The organism is Agathobaculum sp. Marseille-P7918 (assembly GCF_964248325.1).
GTDB lineage: Bacteria > Bacillota > Clostridia > Oscillospirales > Butyricicoccaceae > Agathobaculum.
Genome location: NZ_CAXTXI010000003.1, coordinates 19,859 through 36,970, shown reverse-complemented (window position 1 = coordinate 36,970; position 17,112 = coordinate 19,859). Strand labels below are relative to the sequence as shown.

Sequence of the window (17,112 nt, the reverse complement as noted above, 5' to 3'; positions counted from 1 at the left end):
CGAAGCAAAGTTTCGCGTGCAAAGCACGTCGGAATTTTGCGCAGCTTTGGACGCATCCGCGCCACTGCGCGGTGCATCCGCTCGATCGAATCCGTGCGATTCGATCGAAACCGCTTAGTATCGCATTATCGGGATCTGATGCGGCTCGGACTCACCCGCCGGCAGCAGCATGGCGGTGATGTCCGGTCGCCCGGTTTCGATAAAGTTGACCCCGCTGTGAATCAGCCCAGCCAGCGTGCGCTCGTTATTGGTCGGCAGGCTCATCGTGAACAGACCCGCCTGCTTGCAGGCGTCGATCAATCGCGGCGTCAAATCCCCAGCTGCGGCGCGTATGCCAAACAAGCCGGTCGTCTGCGCCGCTTGCACCAATGCGTCGATGTTATCCGGCAGCGCGGGCAGCTCACCCATAATGTGCAGATCCGGATTGGCCACTGCGATACGTGCCGCCTCCACCAATCCCAGACCGACAAAAATTGTATCGTCCAGATAGTTTACGTGGCGCAGCGTCATACGCAGCTGCGGCAGCAGTGTCTGGTTATGTACCGTTATCGCAATCTTTGCCTGACAGGTGCGCGCCAGCTCGATGGCCTGTCCGGCCGGAATGAGCTGCGGCGCCACCTGATGCAGCTCCGCATAGCTGAAATCGGCAATGCTCATCTGCGTGCCGTCCGCCGCCACACAATAGCCATCCGACGAGAGCACTGCAATGCCGTCCGCGGTCATATCGACCGACAGGCAGCAGCCCTTCGCTCCCTCTTCATTTCCGGCGAGGATGGATTCCAGCCCGTCCGGTTCGGTGTCCATACAACCGACTGAGGACAGGACAAAAATCTCTTTATTGGTATAATACAATACCGTTCCCCTTCTTTCTGCTTACAGGGTCTCTGGCTGCTCGTACTCCACGCCCATGGTATCCACCGTGACGGTTTTCATCTTCTGTTCCTGACGGGGACGGTCATGCCAGTCGCGCGGTGCATTCACAATGCCGTCCACTACATCCATACCTTCGATAACCATTCCGAAAGAAGCGTATTGGCCATCCAGATGGGGAGAATCCTCCGTCATGATAAAGAACTGGCTGCCGGCAGAGTCCGGCGCCATCGTGCGCGCCATGGAAAGCACGCCGCGGGTGTGGTTCAAGTCGTTCTGGAAACCGTTTGCGGTAAATTCGCCGCGAATCTCATACCCCGGTCCGCCCATGCCGGTGCCTTCCGGGTCGCCGCCCTGGATCATAAAGCCCGGAATGACGCGGTGGAAAATCGTACCGTTATAAAAGCCCTTTTGAATCAGGGAAATGAAATTGCGGACCGTATTAGGGGCGACCTCAGGATAGAGCTCTGCGCGAATCACGCCACCCTGCTCCATTTCGATTGTAACAATCGGGTTGCTCATGATATATCACTCCATTATTACGATTTTAAGCATATATGTGTATTGTAACAAATTTCCCGCAAAACGGCAAGCAATGTTTCCATAATGAAACTCTATGCATGTATTTTCCACACAGCAGTCAAGAAATCCACTTTATGCACAGGTCTTTCCACAGGCCCTTTGGGGATAACCCTGTGTACAAAGTGGATAACTTTCAGTAATTGACCCCACAACCATCCCCAATTCCGCGGGGAAGCCGTTTACAGATTGTAATAAAGCCTGTGGAAAGAACCATCAGGGGATAATCCGACGCGCAACGCGGCAAACTGAATTCGAGAACGCTTGTGCATAAAAGGAGGAGCATTATGGCGGAGGAAAATCCAACCATTCAAGCACCGGAGGAAAACAACATTGCCGAGACCGGTTCCATCACAGCCAAGACTTCACGCGGCACGGTACACTGCATCACCATTGTCGGCCAAATCGAAGGGCATATGGAGCTGCCTGCACAAAACAAAACAACCAAATACGAACATCTTATTCCGCAGATCACCGCTGTGGAACAGGCTGAGGAAATTGACGGCATGCTCATTCTGCTTAACACGGTGGGCGGTGATGTGGAAGCGGGCCTTGCCATTGCCGAGCTGATTGCAGGGATGACCAAGCCGACCGTCTCGCTCGTGTTAGGCGGCGGACACTCGATTGGTGTGCCGCTGGCAGTCGCGGCCAAAAAGAGCTTTATTGCAGCTTCAGCAGCCATGACTATTCATCCTGTGCGCATGAACGGCACGATTATTGCCGTGCCGCAGGCCTTTGAATATCTTTCCAAGATTCAGGAAAGGATTGTGGATTTCATCACCGGGCACTCTCACATTTCCGCACAATGCCTGCAGCAGCTCATGCGGGAAACCGGTCAGCTGACCGCAGATGTCGGCACGGTCATTTCAGGCAGGCAAGCAGTAGATATTGGTCTTATCGATGCCGTCGGCACGCTGTCCGACGCGCTCAACGCACTGTATGACATGATTGGCAAAACACCCGAATCCTGACGCAATAACAAAGGCCCCGTCACCAGACGAGGCCTTTTACTTCCAGATTTCCATAGATTCTCTTTTCCCAGCAGGATATTTCCCGCTGTATTTATTTTTTCTGCACGGACGGATTCTTTTTTGTTCCCCTTCCGTTACCCTGCCATGGCGTCCGCCATCTGCATCGGAATGAAACCATGCTCCGCTCCGTTTCTCGCAGTTTTGTGAAGCTATCCATTTTGACCGGCGATGCTTTTGCCCCCATATGCTGAAAACCAAAAGCCCGGTTTGCACGATACAATTTGATATCTTCGGTTGACTGCTTCTCTTTCCTGCCTTTTACAGGAACTTATATCCTATCGTTCACGGGAGTCGCCCGACTGCGGTTCGTTTGGTAATAAATACTTTTCGTCGCTAACCTTTCTTACATTCGGGAACTCTATCTCAATTTTTCGACGCGTCTCTTACTCGGCGGGCTATCGTTCGATTCTGTTCCTGCTTACCCGAACCACTTTCAGCAAGTTTTGATATCATCTCAATCTTGTGCTCTGGCTCGCTTTTGCGGCATCATACTCATCAGTATGCCCATCGGCCATTGGATGCGCACTATTTTTGGTTTTGCAGGCATCGTCACGGATTCTTTTTCATTCGCCAACGCATCAAATTCAGGGTTCTTTCATGCTCGAACCTTACTTTCCTGCTGCCTCGATCCACTTGCATCGTCAGTATGTTTCACGGATGGATATCACGAGGATAGCTTCCTCAAAGGTGCCGTTCCTTACTTCATTCAGAAGTCGATCGCGCTTTTCAGGCGGTTCGTTTTGATTGTCTGGAACTCGCTCATTTTTATAGCTATCACCTTGATCGTTTCGGTTACAGCGTCGCGGCGAGTCCCGCGAACGAATAGGACGTCTCTTCTGTTACCATTGGACTCACCTCTTTCTCCGGTCGTATTTGGCTTTACGCCAGTCCTCTCAGAATAAGAATGGGTTTCGCCTTTTTGTAAAGCCCCTGCTTTACTTTCCCTCTGGTGTTTGCCCTTATCTTTTCTGTGACATTATAATATCATCAACATTGCACAACGTCAAGCGTTATTTTATGTTTTTTCATGGTCATTTTGCACGAAAGAAATTACTTTCTTTCAGCGTTTTCTCTCTTTTCAAGGACCAGCAAATTTGCTATAATGGTATTGTTGGGTGTGTTTTACGCCCCACACGGAATATAGTAAAGAAACGCTGCTTTGGGGGTCATTTTGACTCCCTTTTTTCAAAGGAGGCACAAGTATAATGGATATCTTTAGCTTTTACATGCCGACCCGTCTGTTTTTCGGACGCGGCTCGGTTCAAAAACTGACGCGCGCCCGTCTGCCGGAAGGCCGCGGCCTGATTATCACCGGCGGCACTTCCACCACTCGTTTAGGCTATGTGGCCAAGGTAGCCGACGCGCTGGCGGAAGCCGGACACGAAACCATGGTTTACAACAAAGTGCAGCCCAACCCGACTATCGAGGGTGTGCGCGAATGCGCTGCACTGTGCCGCGCGGAAAACATCGCGTTTGTCGTAGGGCTGGGCGGCGGATCCTCCATTGATACGGCCAAAGCAGTCGCTATCATGGCCACAAACGAGGGCGACTGGTGGGATTACATCCATGGCGGCACGGGCGGCGGCAAGCGCATCGCCAAGGCCGGCCTGCCGATCGTTGCAATTCCGACCACCGCAGGCACAGGCACGGAAGCCGACCCGTTCACGGTGATCACCAACGGCGAAGAGAAAATCGGCGGGGGCGGTGAGAAATGCTTCCCGACCATCTCGATTGTCGATCCCGACTTTATGATGACCGTTCCGCCCCACCTGACCGCCTATCAGGGCTTCGACGCATTTTTCCACGCGGCGGAGGGCTATATCGCCACCACTGCCTCGCCTATCAGCGAAATGTTCTCGCTCAAGGCAATTGAATTGATCGGCCGTTCTCTTGCGACTGCCGTACACGAAGGCGGCAACGCCGACGCACGTGCCGATGTTGCGCTGGCGAACACCTTGGCAGGCTTTGTTGAAACGCTGTCCAGCTGCACGGGCGAGCACGCCATCGAGCATGCGCTGAGCGCGTTCCATCCGGCACTGCCGCACGGCGCCGGTCTGATTATGATTTCCAAAGCCTACTGGAGCCGCTTTTTCGAGTCCTCGGGCGACAAACTGGTTGCCATCGCCCGTGCGCTGGGCCACACGGATGCGCACAAGCCGGAGGACTTCATCACGGCGCTTGCCGCGCTGCAAAAGCACTGCAACGTCAGTGAGCTGCGCCTGTCGGGCTATGGTGTGCAGCCGGAGGACTTCGGCAAAATTGCGGACAACGCCACCGACACGATGGGCGGTCTGTTCCGCGTCGACCCGCGCCCGCTTTCGCGCGAGGATATTATCGGCATTTTGGAGGAAAGCTATAAATAAATTCGATCGAACCGTGCAGGTTGGATCGAGCAAGACACACTGCGACGCTGCCGCGGATATGTCCGAAGCGGAGCAAAGTTCCGACACGCGAAACTTTGCCCCTTTCTTATATCAAACGCTCGGCTAAGCTGGGCGTTTGATGAAAAAGCCTGCATTTGCAGGCTTTTTCCATCTAATTACGCGCCGACTGGCGCGAAAGGAGACCCTCCGATGAAAAAATTGCTTCTGATTGCCACCGGCGGGACAATCGCCTGCCGCGAAACCGAAAACGGCCTGTCACCTGCGCTGAGCGGTGCAGAGCTTCTGGACTGTGTGCCCAAGCTGAGCGAATTCTGTACGATGGACGTACGAGACCTGATGCAGCTGGACTCCACCGACATGACTGCGGATGACCGGCTGCGCATCGCTCATGCGGTACGGCAGAATGCCGAGCGATACGACGGTTTTGTCATCGCGCACGGCACAGATACCTTAGCATACACCGCGGCGCTGCTGTATCACCTGCTGGCCGACCTTGTCAAACCGGTCGTGCTGACCGGTTCGATGCTGCCTATGGGCGCGCCCGACTCGGATGCACCGCGCAACCTGCTGGACGCCTGCCGCGTCGCAGCCGACGGACACGCAGGTGTGGTCGCAGTGCTGTGCGGCAAAATCCTCGCGGGCAACCGGACGGTCAAATTCCACTCAACGCAAATCGACGCCTTTCTTTCGGCAGGTATGCCGCCGCTCGGCACAGTCGGAACGGACGGCAGGGTGCGCTGGGATGTTCCGGTCGCGCCGCCCGCGCAGTCCGCTCCCACCTCACTCGACCCACATGTACTGCTTATCAAACTCACGCCCGACCTTGACCCGACCTTTTTCGCTGCGCTGCACGGTTATCCCAAAGTGATGCTGGAAACCTTCGGCGCAGGCGGCATTCCCACGCGGCTGGAAAGCGCGGTGCGCGCACTGATCGAAAGCGGCACACGCGTATATATCACCAGCCAGTGTACCGCAGGCGGCGTGCATCTGCATCACTATGCGGTTGGCCACCGCGCGGAGGCTATGGGGGCCATTTCTCTTGGCGACCGCACCACCGAGGACGCGCTTGCCGCGGTCATGTGCGGAGAAATCTGACTCTCTGTTCTGCACGCCGTCTTTTTGTGGTATATCACAATTTTATATTGTTTCATTTGTGCTATTTGTATATATGTTCCATTGTTTTCCACAAAAAACAGTGATATGATATAGACAAATCCATAAGAAAGAAGGCCGCACTATGAATAAATTTGCAAAGGCGATTATCCATATGAGCGAATCCACCATGCAGAACAGCAGCTATATCCGCGGTCTGTTTCGCACGTACGACATTCCGGTTTCGCGCAGCAACAACGCGCCAAAGGATTAATTTCCCGTAAATATCTGATAGCGGAGCAACTGCAAGGACAAAACCAAATCCCGGATGAAAGCATTGACTTTCATCCGGGATTTTTCTATCTTAAGATCGATTCTGAATATTTTCTCGATAATACGCTTCAAACAAATGCATCATCAGGCCCTTGCGGCGGTTTTCCCCTATGTGCCGCAGGTATTTCCAACAGGAGACCGCCGTTATCAGGCCACCTATCGTGCATACGATGACATCCCCCATCGTATCACCCACACCGGTCAAGGCCACCTGCTGCGGATCCGCGCCCGAAAACGACACCAGGTATTCCCAAATTTCCCAAAGCACCGCGCTCATCATGGCGAACATCCATGTATACAGCGCAGCATTAAAGGCATCCGCAGGGTCAAGGGCATGTCCCGGCTTATTGGCGAAATACACCGCCGTCCCCAGCACCGCAAACAGAAAACCGGACAGGAAATGTAGAATCTTATCCCAGTACGGAATCAGTTCGTACCCGCCGAACAGACTGGCAAACGACACCGCCGCCAGCACAAACCCGTCGAACACGACCTCAAGCAGGTAAACCGGCCGCAGGCGGCACAGGCGATACAGCACATGCGGAACGACGGGCAGCAAAAACGCCGCCAGCACCAGCAGGCCGTTGTACACCGTCGCCTCCCGCAGCATGCACAGCACCGCCGCGCAAAGTGTGAACACATAATAGAAGATCAGCGTGCCGTTCCGCACGCGGCGCATCCGTTCCATAGGGTACTCCTTATTTATATTGCTGATAAGCGGCAACCGCCAGCTCATCGCAGCGGTTATTGTATGGATTATCCGCATGTCCCTTCACCCAATGGAACCGAACCGCGTGTTTGTCCAATAAATCAAGCAGTCGTCCCCACAGTTCCGGATTTTTAGCGGGTTTTTTATCACTTTTCACCCATCCCTTGGCGCGCCAGCTTTTGGCCCAGCCCTTGGTGATGCCGTCGACCACATACTTGCTGTCCGAATACAGGTCGACTGTGCACGGCTCTTTCAGCGCTTCCAGCGCGGTAATCACACCGAGCAGCTCCATGCGGTTGTTGGTCGTGGAAGGCTCGGAACCGGAAAGCTCCTTTTCCTTCTCTCCATATTTTAAAATCGCGCCCCATCCGCCGGGCCCCGGATTGCCCGAGCAGGCGCCGTCGGTATAGATCGTTACATTTTTCATATTTCCTCCTGTTTTTCGGTCAAAAAAAATGACAAAAGCCACGAGATACCGTGGCTTTTTGTGTTCTCTTATGCAATCACGCTTGCCGGTACTTCCACCTGCTCGTAGACAATGCTAATGATGGAAAGAACCACCATTGCAGTCGCGCGGCAGATATGTACCAGATCGTCGTTGATGCCGTGATGACGGTCCGCAGCGCGGTACGCATCATGCATCGAGCCGATGCGCGCTATCAGCGCGTCTACCGTTGTCGGCGGGATGATCGGGCTGGCCCACTGCTCAAACTTGTCCTCCGTCATCCGACGGCGAATCACCAGCGCTACGCGCTTTTCGTACAGATAATGCGCCAGCAAATTGCGCTCATAGATATCATCGTTATGCGGGTAGGTGAAGAAATCGGTCATATAATGACAAATCTCGCCCAAATCCACCGAAAGCTCACGCCCATTGACCGGACCGATGGTATACTTTTCCGTGAACGCGCGAATCTTGTCCATCACCTCGTCCATCATGATCGACGGGTTGTGGCGCTTGGTCAGATAAGTGCCGGTCAGGTCAGGCTTTAAGTTGCCATACACAAAGCCACTCGAATCAAAAGTAACGCCACAGGTCTGCTCAACGTAATCCATCAACAGATGTGCAACGCGAATATGAGATACGGAATCCATCAGCAATCCTCCAGACGGAACGCACGTTTCTTAACAACATCTTAACATCCGGGTCGATTTGACAAAACCCCGAAAACAGATTTAGTATATCACATTTTTTCCGTCTTGTCTTGGTTTTTTTGAAATTGTAACGAAAACAACACAATCTCTTTCATATTTTGCCGGATTTTCCAACAAAATAATTACATTTTTGGTTATCTTGCCCGAAATGCCTCACTGCGGAACTGGATTTTTCCCTCAAGCGCCTGCCGCAGCCGCTGACACATAGCCTCACGATCGCGGTTGAGCGTACCGGCAAGGTTGACGTAATTGGAGGCATGATTCGCACGGAACACGCTGCCCTCCGCATCAATATGCTCGAGCAGGATAAGCGTCTCATGCGCAATCTCAATCGGGTTCATCAGATAGAAGCGGCCCGCCTGCCAGTCGCGCATCAGGGGCGTTTCCAGCTCGAAAAGCAAGGTCAGCAGGCCGATATACTCAGGCTTCATGCGTGAGAGTGCTTCGGCAGTCTTAACCGCGTGCTCTTCCGAAAGTTCGGTGGAGCCGAGGCCCGCAATGCAGGTGACCGACAGCTTCATGCCCGCCTGCTTGACCATCAAGCCCGCGCGCACAATTTCGTCCGCCGTTTCGCCCTTGTTGACACGGCGCAGCACCTCATCCGATCCGGATTCCAGACCGAGATAGATCATTTCCAGTCCCAGCTCGTGCAGCAGGTTCAGCTCCTCCTGCGTTTTCACCAGAATGGACGCGGGCGATCCGTAGCTGGTGACGCGCTCGCACTCTGGAAATACCTGCCGAATGTAACGCAGAATTTCCGCCATGTGCTCGGCACGGCACATGAGCGCGTCGCCGTCAGCCAGAAAAATGCGCCGGACATTCGGATACATGCGGCGCGCCTCATCAAAATCGCGCTTGACATCCTCAATTTTGCGCACACGGAAACGCTTTTCCTTATACATGTCGCAAAACGTGCATTTATTATGACTGCATCCAATCGTAACCTGCACAATCAGACTGTACGCCTCAGAAGGCGGCCGAAATACACGGCCTTCGTATTCTATCATGGGGGTTCCTCCTTATGTTCTGATAAAAACAGCGGGCGAAGGGGAAATCCTCCGCCCGCTGCCGCTTATTCTTCGGTTGCCGCTTCCTCAGAAGCCTTTTCCTCGGGTTTTTCCTCCTCGGCCTTCTCGTCCTCTTCCGATGCCTGATCGTCGAACGAATCCTGATAAGCGTCGTCTACCGCCGCGCACTCCTCTGCACAGGCGCAGGAAGCGCAGTCGGATTCCTCGCGCATCATTTCCTCCAGCTCATCCATGGCCTTGAGCTCCGCCTCGTGGTAAACTTCCTCTTCGCGCTTTTTCTGAAGCAGCATAAGCGCCGCCGTCGCACCGGCCGCACACGCAAGGCTGGTCAGCAGCAGGGTCGCTTTGATTTTCGTCGAATTTTTCAAAGAATCCACTTCCTCTCAAAGTGATGCGGAATATTTATTTAACTTTATCATACACTTGCGGCAAAGTCAATGGCGGCATCCGGTTATTTACCCAGTTCATAGGCACGCGCAATGCATTTATCGTTCGCCTGCGCCAGCATATCGGCAAGACCGCACGCCTCGAGCACCCGCATTGCTTCGATCGTCGTGCCGCCCGGTGAGCACACGGCGCATATCAGCTCCGCGGGCGTTTTATCGCCCTCCAGCAGCATTTTTGCCGAGCCAATCATGGTCTGGCAGAACAATTTGAGCGCATCCGCCGGATCGATGCCGTGTTCCTGCGCGCTTTTGACCATCGCATCGGCAAAAGCATAGATATAAGCCGGAGCAGAGCCTGCATACGGAATGACCTCGTTGAGCATATCCTCGCGGTCGAATACCACGGTCACGCCCATGGTGTCGAACAGCGCGCGAATCTGCGCCAGCTGCGCATCGGTCGCCGCCGCGTTTTTGACCAGCTCGGTGGCGCCTTCCCCGAGCATCAGCGGCGTATTGGGCATCACACGGATAATCGGCGTATCCGCGCCGAGCGCCCGCTCCATCTTGGCGAACGTCACGCCCGCCGCAATCGATACGACCAGCGGTTTTTCTCCGCTGCATTTGCCCAATACCGGCAAAATTTCGTCAAAGTTCTGCGGCTTGACCGCAAGCAGCACGGTTTCGCACGCGGTGTAGACCTCGGTATAATTTCCCGTGACAGCATAGCCGCAGGCGTGATGCGCTGCGCGTTTGTCCTCACTGCGGTTGAACAGCAGCACCTGATCCCGCATCAGCAGTCCGGCACGAACCGCGCCTTCCGCTATCGCCATTCCCATATTGCCCGCGCCCAGCACGCCAAAACGGTATGTCTTCATGAAACATCATCTCTCCATTCTGAATAGGACGTTAAAATAATTATAGCATACCCGGCTTTTCCCTGCAAATATCTTGTGAAAAACCCGCTTTTGTGATACAATAGCTTCATTATTTTATTCCGGAGGAGAAGAAAACGTTGGCACGGTTTGTCCCGCACATCGGACTGCGGACCGTCAAGACCGGTCTTGCTGTAGCGCTGGCGCTGTTTTTCGCCGACCTGCGCGGCTCGACATCATTGATTTTCGCCGCCATCGGCGCCATCAGCGCAATGAGCCGCACGGTAGGCGACGCCTTTGAAACCTGCCGCACGCAGCTGACCGGCATTCTGCTTGGCGCAGGCTTCGGCGCACTGTTCGTCAGTCTGCTGGCAAATTTTCGTTATGTGGGAATCGGACTGGGACTAATCGTGCTGATTCTGTTGTGTGTCCGGCTGCGGCTGCAATTTGCCGTGCCTCTGTCCTGCATTGTGTTCGTTTCCATCTGTGTGTCACCAGCCGGCGACGCCTTTCAGTACGGCTTCAACCGCCTGCTCGATACCACCATCGGTCTCGCCACAGCACTGGTCATCAACGTTGCCATTAAGCCCTACAATAACAGCCGCCGCATCTCCGACCTGCTGCGGCATTTTCAGCAATCGGTACCCGCCTATGTCAGCGAACGCGTGCTGTATGGACGATATCCGGACCTATCGCCGTTGGCGGCGCAGCTTGAGCGCATCGCAGGAGAGCTTGCCATTTTTGAGAAGCAGCGCGCATTTCACTCGCACAGTCATATCGAACAGACCGTTTTTCTGCGCGGCTGCGAAAAGCTCGCACATAGCATCTGGCAGGAGCTGAACGCCTTGTGCGCGATGGACGAAAAGGGGCGTCTGTCGCCGGAAAACGCAAAGCGGCTGACTCTGCTCGGCCTGACCGTGCCGGACGGCATCTGCGCTGCGCCGCAGAGCACGGCGGATATTGTCGGCAACTACCATCTGGATAATCTGCTGCGTGCATGGCAGTTCCTCGGCGAATTCAACCTCACGGAATAGCGTTCCCGCTGCTCTCGCGGCAGCAAAGAGAAAGAAACATGTAAGGGAGTAGTTTGCAAAAAATGGAACAGAAATCAAGAAGCAGCTTTTCCAGCCGCATCGGCTTTGTGCTGGCTGCGGCCGGTTCTGCGGTGGGTCTGGGCAACCTATGGCGTTTTCCGTATCTGGCCGCGCAATACGGCGGCGGCATTTTCCTGCTGGTGTATATCATTCTGGCGATTACCTTCGGCTTTGCGCTGATGATTACCGAAATTGCCATCGGCCGCAAAACCCGCCTGTCCTGCATCGGGGCATATAAGGCGCTCGACCGCCGGTTCGGCTTTCTCGGCTGGATTGCGGCGTTCGTGCCGGTTATCATCACCCCCTATTATTGCGTCATCGGCGGCTGGGTCATGAAATATCTGGTCACTTTTCTGACCGGTAACGGTCTGACCGCAGCCGACAACGGCGGCTTCTTCAACGATTTTATCGGCTTTGACGCAGGCTCCATTCCGGCTACCATGCTGGATTTCAGCGGTCCGACCCCGTGGTTTTTAATTTATGTGCTGCTGACAACCGTTGTGGTCATCTTCGGCGTGGAAAAGGGCATTGAAAAGGCCAGCCGCATTATGATGCCTGTGCTGGCAGTGCTGAGCGTGATGGTGGCGGTCTACTCGCTGACCATCGACGGCGCAATGACTGGTCTGAAATACTATTTGCTGCCCGACTTCTCGCAGTTCTCGGCTTCTACCGTGCTCGGCGCGCTCGGCCAGCTGTTCTATTCGATGTCGCTTGCCATGGGTATTATGATCACCTACGGCTCGTATATGCAGAAGGAAAACTTGCTGGAGCACTCGGTCACGCAGATCGAGATTTTTGATACGCTGTTTGCTTTTATTGCCGGTCTGATGATCATTCCGGCGGTCGTTGCCTTTAACGGCGGCGATCCGTCCCAGATTAACAACGGTCCCGGATTGATGTTTATTACGCTGCCGATGGTGTTTGAATCCATGCATTTCGGCTCTATCATTGGCACGGTATTCTTCCTGCTGGTGCTGTTTGCAGCGCTGACCTCTTCTATCTCTTTGATGGAAACCATAGTCTCGGTCGTCATGGACAAAACGCGCCTGGGACGCAAGCCCGCAACCCTGCTCGTCATGGTCATTGTCCTGCTGTTCGGCGTGCCGTCCTGCCTGGGCTACGGTCCGTGGGCGGGCGTCACCGTCATCGGCATGCAGTTCCTCGACTTCTTTGACTTTATCTCCAACTCAGTGCTCATGCCGATTGTCGCATTCCTCACCTGCATCCTGATTGGCCACGTGGTTGGCACCAAGGTCATCGCGGACGAGGTGAAAGAAGGCGCAGGCTCCTTCCACCGCGAAGCGCTGCACCGCGTTATGGTACGCTGGATTGCGCCGGTTCTGCTGGTGCTTATTCTCGCCACCGAGCTGGCCACCAAGGTATTCGGCATCTTTAAGATTTGACAAATACAGGCATCAAAAGAGGCTTTCCGATCGGAAAGCCTCAAATATTACATCTTACATGGGAATTTTTTCTTGCAATTATAATATTTAGGAGGATGGTAATATGAACAAATTGACCGTTTGTAGGACGTGTGGAGAAAAAATTGCAAAGTCAGCAAGAGTTTGTCCGCATTGCGGCGCAAAACAGCATCAAGGATTACTAGCATTTGGTTATGCATTACTTATCATAAGCCTTGTATTACTATTCTACGGTCTATTTGTAGCCCTTGATAACCGTAATGCACCCGTCGCACAAAGCGGCAATGTGTCGGGAAGTCCAGAACAACCAGAAATAATAAATGTAAGCGCAAGTAATCTGGTAAGTGCATATGAAGCGAATACGGTACAAGCAGACGAACTATATAAAAACAAAATCGTAGCGATTAGCGGAACTGTACAGGATATTTCTCAGGACGTGGTTTCAAAAGATCCATGCGTGCTTTTGGAAAGCGGAAATGTGCTATATCCAGTACAATGCTTTTTTAGTGAAAGCGAATCTGATTCTGTGTCTCAATTAAGCGATGGAGATGAAATTACGATAATAGGTAAGTGCACAGGTCTTTCCTTGGCCAACGTACAAATTTCAAACTGCTCTATTCAGTAAATTGGGCATTAAAAAATTCAGTGGAATTTGAGATTACTGATAGCTCCAAGCTCCTACGTTATTAAGATGCATGTAACAGAAAAGAACCGCCAAAAGGCGGTTCTTTTCATCAAATCCGAGGACATGCGCCTCGGATTTGATACAAGGACGCGATTTTGTGTGTCACACTGGCGCGCAAAATCGCGTATAGGCGGTGTCCGCGCGCCGCGCGGCACGGCCCCTCGATCGAACCTGCACGGTTCGATCGATGTCTTTTACCGAATCGGCAGCATTTTACCGGTCTCAAAGGACTCCTTGCAGCGGTAAGCCGCCTCGGATACCGCCATACCGTCGTACACAGTCAGGTCGGAGGGCTTGGTGTTTTCGCGCACATGGCCGGTAAAAGCGACCATTTCGGCCACAAACGCTTCATGCCAGCGGCTCATGAAGTCCGGATAATACTCCTCGCGCGATCCGTGCTCGTCGACGATGTTAAGCAGGTTCTTCGCACCGACATTTGCAATGCGCAGCGTGCCATGCGTGCCGATAATTTCGGTTTCGACATTGCTGCCCGCCGCGTGCGTGCGATTGGTGAACATGAAGCCCATCGCGCCATTATCCATCTGAATGGTGGCGGCGGCGTTGTCAGCGTCGTTCAGCTCCTTGTACAGGTCAAACTCGAACACCCCGCCAATCGCCCATACGTTCTTGACATTCGAGCCGGTGAACCAGCGAATCAGATCAATGTCATGCACGCACATATCGAGGAACTGACCGCCCGAGTGCGGCGCGAACTTGAGCGTGGACTCGATGGTCGAGCGAGGGTCCTGCGTGTACGAGCGCACCAGCACCACCTTGCCGATATCGCCGTTGTCGATTTTGCGCTTTGCCTCAACATAGGACTTGTCAAACCGGCGCATGAAGCCCAGCTGGAAAATCAGGTCCGGATGCGCTTCGACGACCTTTTCCGCGTCCTTGCACTGAGCAACGTCCGTGCCGAGCGGCTTCTCACAGAACACATGCTTGCCGTTTTTCATTGCAATTTCGATCTGCTGGCAGTGCAGAAAGGAGGGAGAAACGATGACAATCGCATCCAGCTCCGGGTTTTGGCACATCTCTTCAAAATCCGTATAAGTATAGGGTACGCCCAACTCCTCGGCAACCTCTTTCACACGCTTCTCGTCCACATCGCAGACCGCCGCCAGCTCGCAGCCCGGCACCTGCGTCGCCAGATTGCATGCATGTTCGTAACCCAGACGGCCCAGACCGACCGAACCCACTTTGACCGTTTTCATACCGCATTCTCCTTTGCATTCTCATGCGGACGCCCTGACGCGCCCTCTTCCGTTTTGTTGCCTTTATTTTACTGCCGGAAACACGGAAAAACCAGAGCGTTCTTGCGATTTGTTCGCAAAAAAACAGCCGCGTTTTCGCGGCTGTATCAAGCAAACTTTCAAATTCTTGCGGTCGGCCCCTCAGGCGTGATAGACATACTCCCGCCGGAAGGTGCGCGGCGACATGCCGACCGCCTTGGAGAACTGCGCGTTGAAGTGGCTGGGGTTATCATACCCTACCTGTGCGGCAATGCGCGTGACGGGCAGGTCGGTCGTAATGAGCAGGGTCTGTGCCTCACCGATACGGCGGCGCAGCACATATTGCAGCGGCGAATAGCCGGTTGCCTCCTTGCAGACATGCGCAAGGTAATACGGGCTGACGTGCAGCGCTCCGGCCATTTGCTGAAGCGAAAACTCCTCGGCAAAGTGCGCGTCAATATAGTCTTTGATGCGCTGGGCAAACGCATTTTCGCCTGCGGCGCGGCCATCCGCCGCTGCGGCGCGAAACTGCTGCACAAGGGACAGCACCGCCATGAGCAGGTGGTGCGCGCCGTCGTCGTTGCCCGCGGTCAACTCGTCATACAGTACGTCATATAGCCGCTCCAGCCGCGCGGTCTGCGTTTCGTTCAGGTGGCAGACAGGCGAAGCGTCCTCCGCAATCAGGGCGTTTGCCCGCAGGCCGGGCACGGCAAGGCCGCCCAGCGCCAGACTGACCGTGGCGACCGGCCGGTCCGGGCCGGAAGGCTCATCATGCACGACGCGACTGTTGAAGATAAACAGGTCTCCGCGGCGCGCGTCATACGGCGTGCCGCCGACATAATACCGGCTTTCGCCGCCGCGCACCAGCACCACTTCGACCAAATCGTCATGTGCGTGCATAACACGCGGATGTGCCGACGCCTTTTCGTCCGTCCGACTGACCGAAAACAGGCGCGGCATGCACAAAAGGCCGAACGGCGCAGCATATTCCTTTTTGACGAAACACTGAATCATACGGCCTCTCCCCTCTTTTAGATATGGTTATCGTAGCATAAACGCCCTCCACGGTCAAGGCGCGCAAAAAAGGCTTCAGGAGCATTCCCGAAGCCCTTTTTAACATAGTCACATAATCTGCCCGCGCAGAATGAGCGTGTTGATGTTCAAATCCTCGTCGAGCAGAATGATATTGGCCAGCTTGCCCGGCTCGAGCGTACCGTAATCGTGCTGGATACCGATAGCCCGTGCCGGATTGGTTGACGCCGAGCACACCGCCTGCCCGAGCGGAATGCCCATCTGCACGGCACGACGCATACACTCAAACAGATTGACAACCGAACCGGCCAGCGTAGTACCGCCGCGCAGAGTTGCGCGGCCGTCCCGCACGGACACTTCCTGCCCGCCCAGAGTGTATTCCCCATCGTCCAGCCCGGTTGCGGACATGCTGTCCGAAATCAATATCATCCGGTTTTCAAACAGGCGAAACGCCACGCGCACGGCCGACGGATGCACATGGCAGCCGTCTGAAATCAGCTCCACGCCAACCTCGTCGTTGTCCAACGCCGCGCCGATAACACCCGGTTCGCGGTGTGTCAGCGGCGGCATGGCATTGAACAGGTGTGTAACCTGGCGCGCACCGCGCCAGAACGCTTCGCACGCGGTATCGTAATCCGCCTCGGTATGTGCCAGTGACAGGCGTACCTCGCCCGCCAGCTCCCCGATCACATCCAGTCCGCCCGGAAGCTCGGGTGCAATTTCGCACAGACGAATCAGCCCTTGCGCCTGCTCCTGTAAGCGACGAAACAGGCCGGCGTCCGGATTTTGCAGCCATGCGCCGTTCTGTGCGCCTTTCCGCGCTGGAGACAGAAACGGACCCTCCAGATTGACGCCCACCAATGCCGCACCGCTCCGCTCCGTTCGATACGCTGCGGCAGCCTGCATCACGGCAGTCAGCTTTTCCTCCGGATAGGTCATAGTTGCCGGACAAATCGCGCACACACCGTGCTCCGCCTGATACCGCGCAATGGCCGAGATCGCCTGCTCGGTTCCGTCACAGAAGTCATAACCCGCGCAGCCGTGGAAATGAATGTCGATCAGTCCCGGAATGGCATACAGACCATCCATATCGCAGGCATCCGCCGATACCGGTGTACTTGCAATCCGGTCGCCCGAAAGCGCCAGCCCGCCCTTATGAAAAGTACCGTCCGGTTGATAGATCCTGAGATTTTTAAACTCCATATGCGC

At 54.6% G+C, this 17,112-nt stretch carries 18 protein-coding genes; 7 read left to right on the top strand and 11 right to left on the bottom strand.

Translation table 11 applies throughout. The features are described from left to right. Window positions 1-114 precede the first annotated feature (114 nt). Window positions 115-852, bottom strand: a complete 738-nt coding sequence (locus tag ACESSO_RS05410) for a hypothetical protein (RefSeq protein WP_373164036.1) — start codon at window positions 850-852, stop codon at window positions 115-117. A 21-nt stretch (window positions 853-873) separates the two neighbouring features. Beyond that, window positions 874-1,392 (bottom strand): peptidylprolyl isomerase, encoded by a 519-nt coding sequence (locus ACESSO_RS05405; RefSeq protein WP_373164035.1) that lies wholly within the window; start codon window positions 1,390-1,392, stop codon window positions 874-876. 344 nt (window positions 1,393-1,736) lie between these two features. On the opposite strand from ACESSO_RS05405, the gene ACESSO_RS05400 reads away from it, so the two are divergent. The 4 genes from ACESSO_RS05400 to ACESSO_RS05385 all read left to right on the top strand — a co-directional run bounded on the left by ACESSO_RS05400 (window position 1,737) and on the right by ACESSO_RS05385 (window position 6,230). Further along, a complete protein-coding gene (locus ACESSO_RS05400; RefSeq protein WP_373164034.1) occupies window positions 1,737-2,420 on the top strand; it encodes a ClpP family protease in 684 nt (227 codons plus the stop codon). 1,265 nt (window positions 2,421-3,685) lie between these two features. Then, on the top strand, window positions 3,686-4,843 hold the full coding sequence (locus ACESSO_RS05395; RefSeq protein WP_373164033.1) for an iron-containing alcohol dehydrogenase: 1,158 nt from the start codon (window positions 3,686-3,688) through the stop codon (window positions 4,841-4,843). A gap of 210 nt (window positions 4,844-5,053) precedes the next feature. Further along, window positions 5,054-5,959, top strand: a complete 906-nt coding sequence (locus ACESSO_RS05390; RefSeq protein ID WP_373164032.1) for an asparaginase — start codon at window positions 5,054-5,056, stop codon at window positions 5,957-5,959. A gap of 142 nt (window positions 5,960-6,101) precedes the next feature. Then, window positions 6,102-6,230 (top strand): hypothetical protein, encoded by a 129-nt coding sequence (locus ACESSO_RS05385; RefSeq protein ID WP_373164031.1) that lies wholly within the window; start codon window positions 6,102-6,104, stop codon window positions 6,228-6,230. A gap of 90 nt (window positions 6,231-6,320) precedes the next feature. On the opposite strand, the gene ACESSO_RS05380 is transcribed toward ACESSO_RS05385, so the two are convergent. From ACESSO_RS05380 to proC, 6 genes are all read right to left on the bottom strand, one after another. Next, window positions 6,321-6,977, bottom strand: coding sequence for a hypothetical protein (locus ACESSO_RS05380; RefSeq protein ID WP_373164030.1), 657 nt, complete (start codon window positions 6,975-6,977; stop codon window positions 6,321-6,323). 10 nt (window positions 6,978-6,987) lie between these two features. Then, window positions 6,988-7,425 (bottom strand): ribonuclease HI, encoded by a 438-nt coding sequence (gene rnhA / locus ACESSO_RS05375; protein ID WP_373164029.1) that lies wholly within the window; start codon window positions 7,423-7,425, stop codon window positions 6,988-6,990. A gap of 68 nt (window positions 7,426-7,493) precedes the next feature. Continuing rightward, a complete protein-coding gene (locus ACESSO_RS05370) occupies window positions 7,494-8,093 on the bottom strand; it encodes a zinc dependent phospholipase C family protein (protein WP_373164028.1) in 600 nt (199 codons plus the stop codon). A 194-nt stretch (window positions 8,094-8,287) separates the two neighbouring features. Beyond that, complete coding sequence (locus ACESSO_RS05365) at window positions 8,288-9,160, bottom strand: radical SAM protein (protein WP_373164027.1); 873 nt, start codon at window positions 9,158-9,160, stop codon at window positions 8,288-8,290. A 65-nt stretch (window positions 9,161-9,225) separates the two neighbouring features. Beyond that, window positions 9,226-9,549, bottom strand: coding sequence for a hypothetical protein (locus tag ACESSO_RS05360; RefSeq protein WP_373164026.1), 324 nt, complete (start codon window positions 9,547-9,549; stop codon window positions 9,226-9,228). A gap of 83 nt (window positions 9,550-9,632) precedes the next feature. After that, the gene (gene proC / locus ACESSO_RS05355) at window positions 9,633-10,442 is read right to left on the bottom strand and encodes a pyrroline-5-carboxylate reductase (RefSeq protein WP_373164025.1); all 810 of its coding nucleotides are present in this window, start codon (window positions 10,440-10,442) and stop codon (window positions 9,633-9,635) included. A 137-nt stretch (window positions 10,443-10,579) separates the two neighbouring features. Between proC and ACESSO_RS05350 the strand changes: the two genes are divergently transcribed. The 3 genes from ACESSO_RS05350 (at window position 10,580) to ACESSO_RS05340 (ending at window position 13,579) form a co-directional block, all read left to right on the top strand. Next, window positions 10,580-11,473 carry an aromatic acid exporter family protein gene (locus tag ACESSO_RS05350; RefSeq protein WP_373164024.1) on the top strand — a complete coding sequence of 298 codons (894 nt, stop codon included), beginning with the start codon at window positions 10,580-10,582 and terminating at the stop codon, window positions 11,471-11,473. A gap of 62 nt (window positions 11,474-11,535) precedes the next feature. Next, on the top strand, window positions 11,536-12,936 hold the full coding sequence (locus tag ACESSO_RS05345; RefSeq protein WP_373164023.1) for a sodium-dependent transporter: 1,401 nt from the start codon (window positions 11,536-11,538) through the stop codon (window positions 12,934-12,936). A 103-nt stretch (window positions 12,937-13,039) separates the two neighbouring features. Further along, window positions 13,040-13,579, top strand: a complete 540-nt coding sequence (locus ACESSO_RS05340; RefSeq protein ID WP_373164022.1) for a zinc-ribbon domain-containing protein — start codon at window positions 13,040-13,042, stop codon at window positions 13,577-13,579. 254 nt (window positions 13,580-13,833) lie between these two features. On the opposite strand, the gene ACESSO_RS05335 is transcribed toward ACESSO_RS05340, so the two are convergent. The 3 genes from ACESSO_RS05335 to nagA form a co-directional block, all read right to left on the bottom strand. Then, window positions 13,834-14,853 (bottom strand): Gfo/Idh/MocA family oxidoreductase, encoded by a 1,020-nt coding sequence (locus ACESSO_RS05335; protein ID WP_373164021.1) that lies wholly within the window; start codon window positions 14,851-14,853, stop codon window positions 13,834-13,836. 180 nt (window positions 14,854-15,033) lie between these two features. After that, window positions 15,034-15,885: an AraC family transcriptional regulator gene (locus ACESSO_RS05330; RefSeq protein ID WP_373164020.1), complete on the bottom strand. Its 852-nt coding sequence runs from the start codon at window positions 15,883-15,885 to the stop codon at window positions 15,034-15,036. Between the two features lie 108 nt (window positions 15,886-15,993). Further along, window positions 15,994-17,106, bottom strand: coding sequence for an N-acetylglucosamine-6-phosphate deacetylase (gene nagA / locus ACESSO_RS05325; protein WP_373164019.1), 1,113 nt, complete (start codon window positions 17,104-17,106; stop codon window positions 15,994-15,996). Between the last annotated feature and the right edge of the window lie 6 nt (window positions 17,107-17,112).

Excerpts from the sequence above, each read along its gene's own strand:
- ACESSO_RS05405 (WP_373164035.1), bottom strand. The coding sequence starts at position 1,392 with ATGAGCAACCCGATTGTTACAATCGAAATGGAGCAGGGTGGCGTGATT.
- ACESSO_RS05400 (WP_373164034.1), top strand. The coding sequence starts at position 1,737 with ATGGCGGAGGAAAATCCAACCATTCAAGCACCGGAGGAAAACAACATT.
- ACESSO_RS05395 (WP_373164033.1), top strand. The coding sequence starts at position 3,686 with ATGGATATCTTTAGCTTTTACATGCCGACCCGTCTGTTTTTCGGACGC.
- ACESSO_RS05390 (WP_373164032.1), top strand. The coding sequence starts at position 5,054 with ATGAAAAAATTGCTTCTGATTGCCACCGGCGGGACAATCGCCTGCCGC.
- ACESSO_RS05385 (WP_373164031.1), top strand. The coding sequence starts at position 6,102 with ATGAATAAATTTGCAAAGGCGATTATCCATATGAGCGAATCCACCATG.
- ACESSO_RS05380 (WP_373164030.1), bottom strand. The coding sequence starts at position 6,977 with ATGGAACGGATGCGCCGCGTGCGGAACGGCACGCTGATCTTCTATTAT.
- rnhA (WP_373164029.1), bottom strand. The coding sequence starts at position 7,425 with ATGAAAAATGTAACGATCTATACCGACGGCGCCTGCTCGGGCAATCCG.
- ACESSO_RS05370 (WP_373164028.1), bottom strand. The coding sequence starts at position 8,093 with ATGGATTCCGTATCTCATATTCGCGTTGCACATCTGTTGATGGATTAC.
- ACESSO_RS05365 (WP_373164027.1), bottom strand. The coding sequence starts at position 9,160 with ATGATAGAATACGAAGGCCGTGTATTTCGGCCGCCTTCTGAGGCGTAC.
- proC (WP_373164025.1), bottom strand. The coding sequence starts at position 10,442 with ATGAAGACATACCGTTTTGGCGTGCTGGGCGCGGGCAATATGGGAATG.
- ACESSO_RS05345 (WP_373164023.1), top strand. The coding sequence starts at position 11,536 with ATGGAACAGAAATCAAGAAGCAGCTTTTCCAGCCGCATCGGCTTTGTG.
- ACESSO_RS05340 (WP_373164022.1), top strand. The coding sequence starts at position 13,040 with ATGAACAAATTGACCGTTTGTAGGACGTGTGGAGAAAAAATTGCAAAG.
- ACESSO_RS05335 (WP_373164021.1), bottom strand. The coding sequence starts at position 14,853 with ATGAAAACGGTCAAAGTGGGTTCGGTCGGTCTGGGCCGTCTGGGTTAC.
- ACESSO_RS05330 (WP_373164020.1), bottom strand. The coding sequence starts at position 15,885 with ATGATTCAGTGTTTCGTCAAAAAGGAATATGCTGCGCCGTTCGGCCTT.
- nagA (WP_373164019.1), bottom strand. The coding sequence starts at position 17,106 with ATGGAGTTTAAAAATCTCAGGATCTATCAACCGGACGGTACTTTTCAT.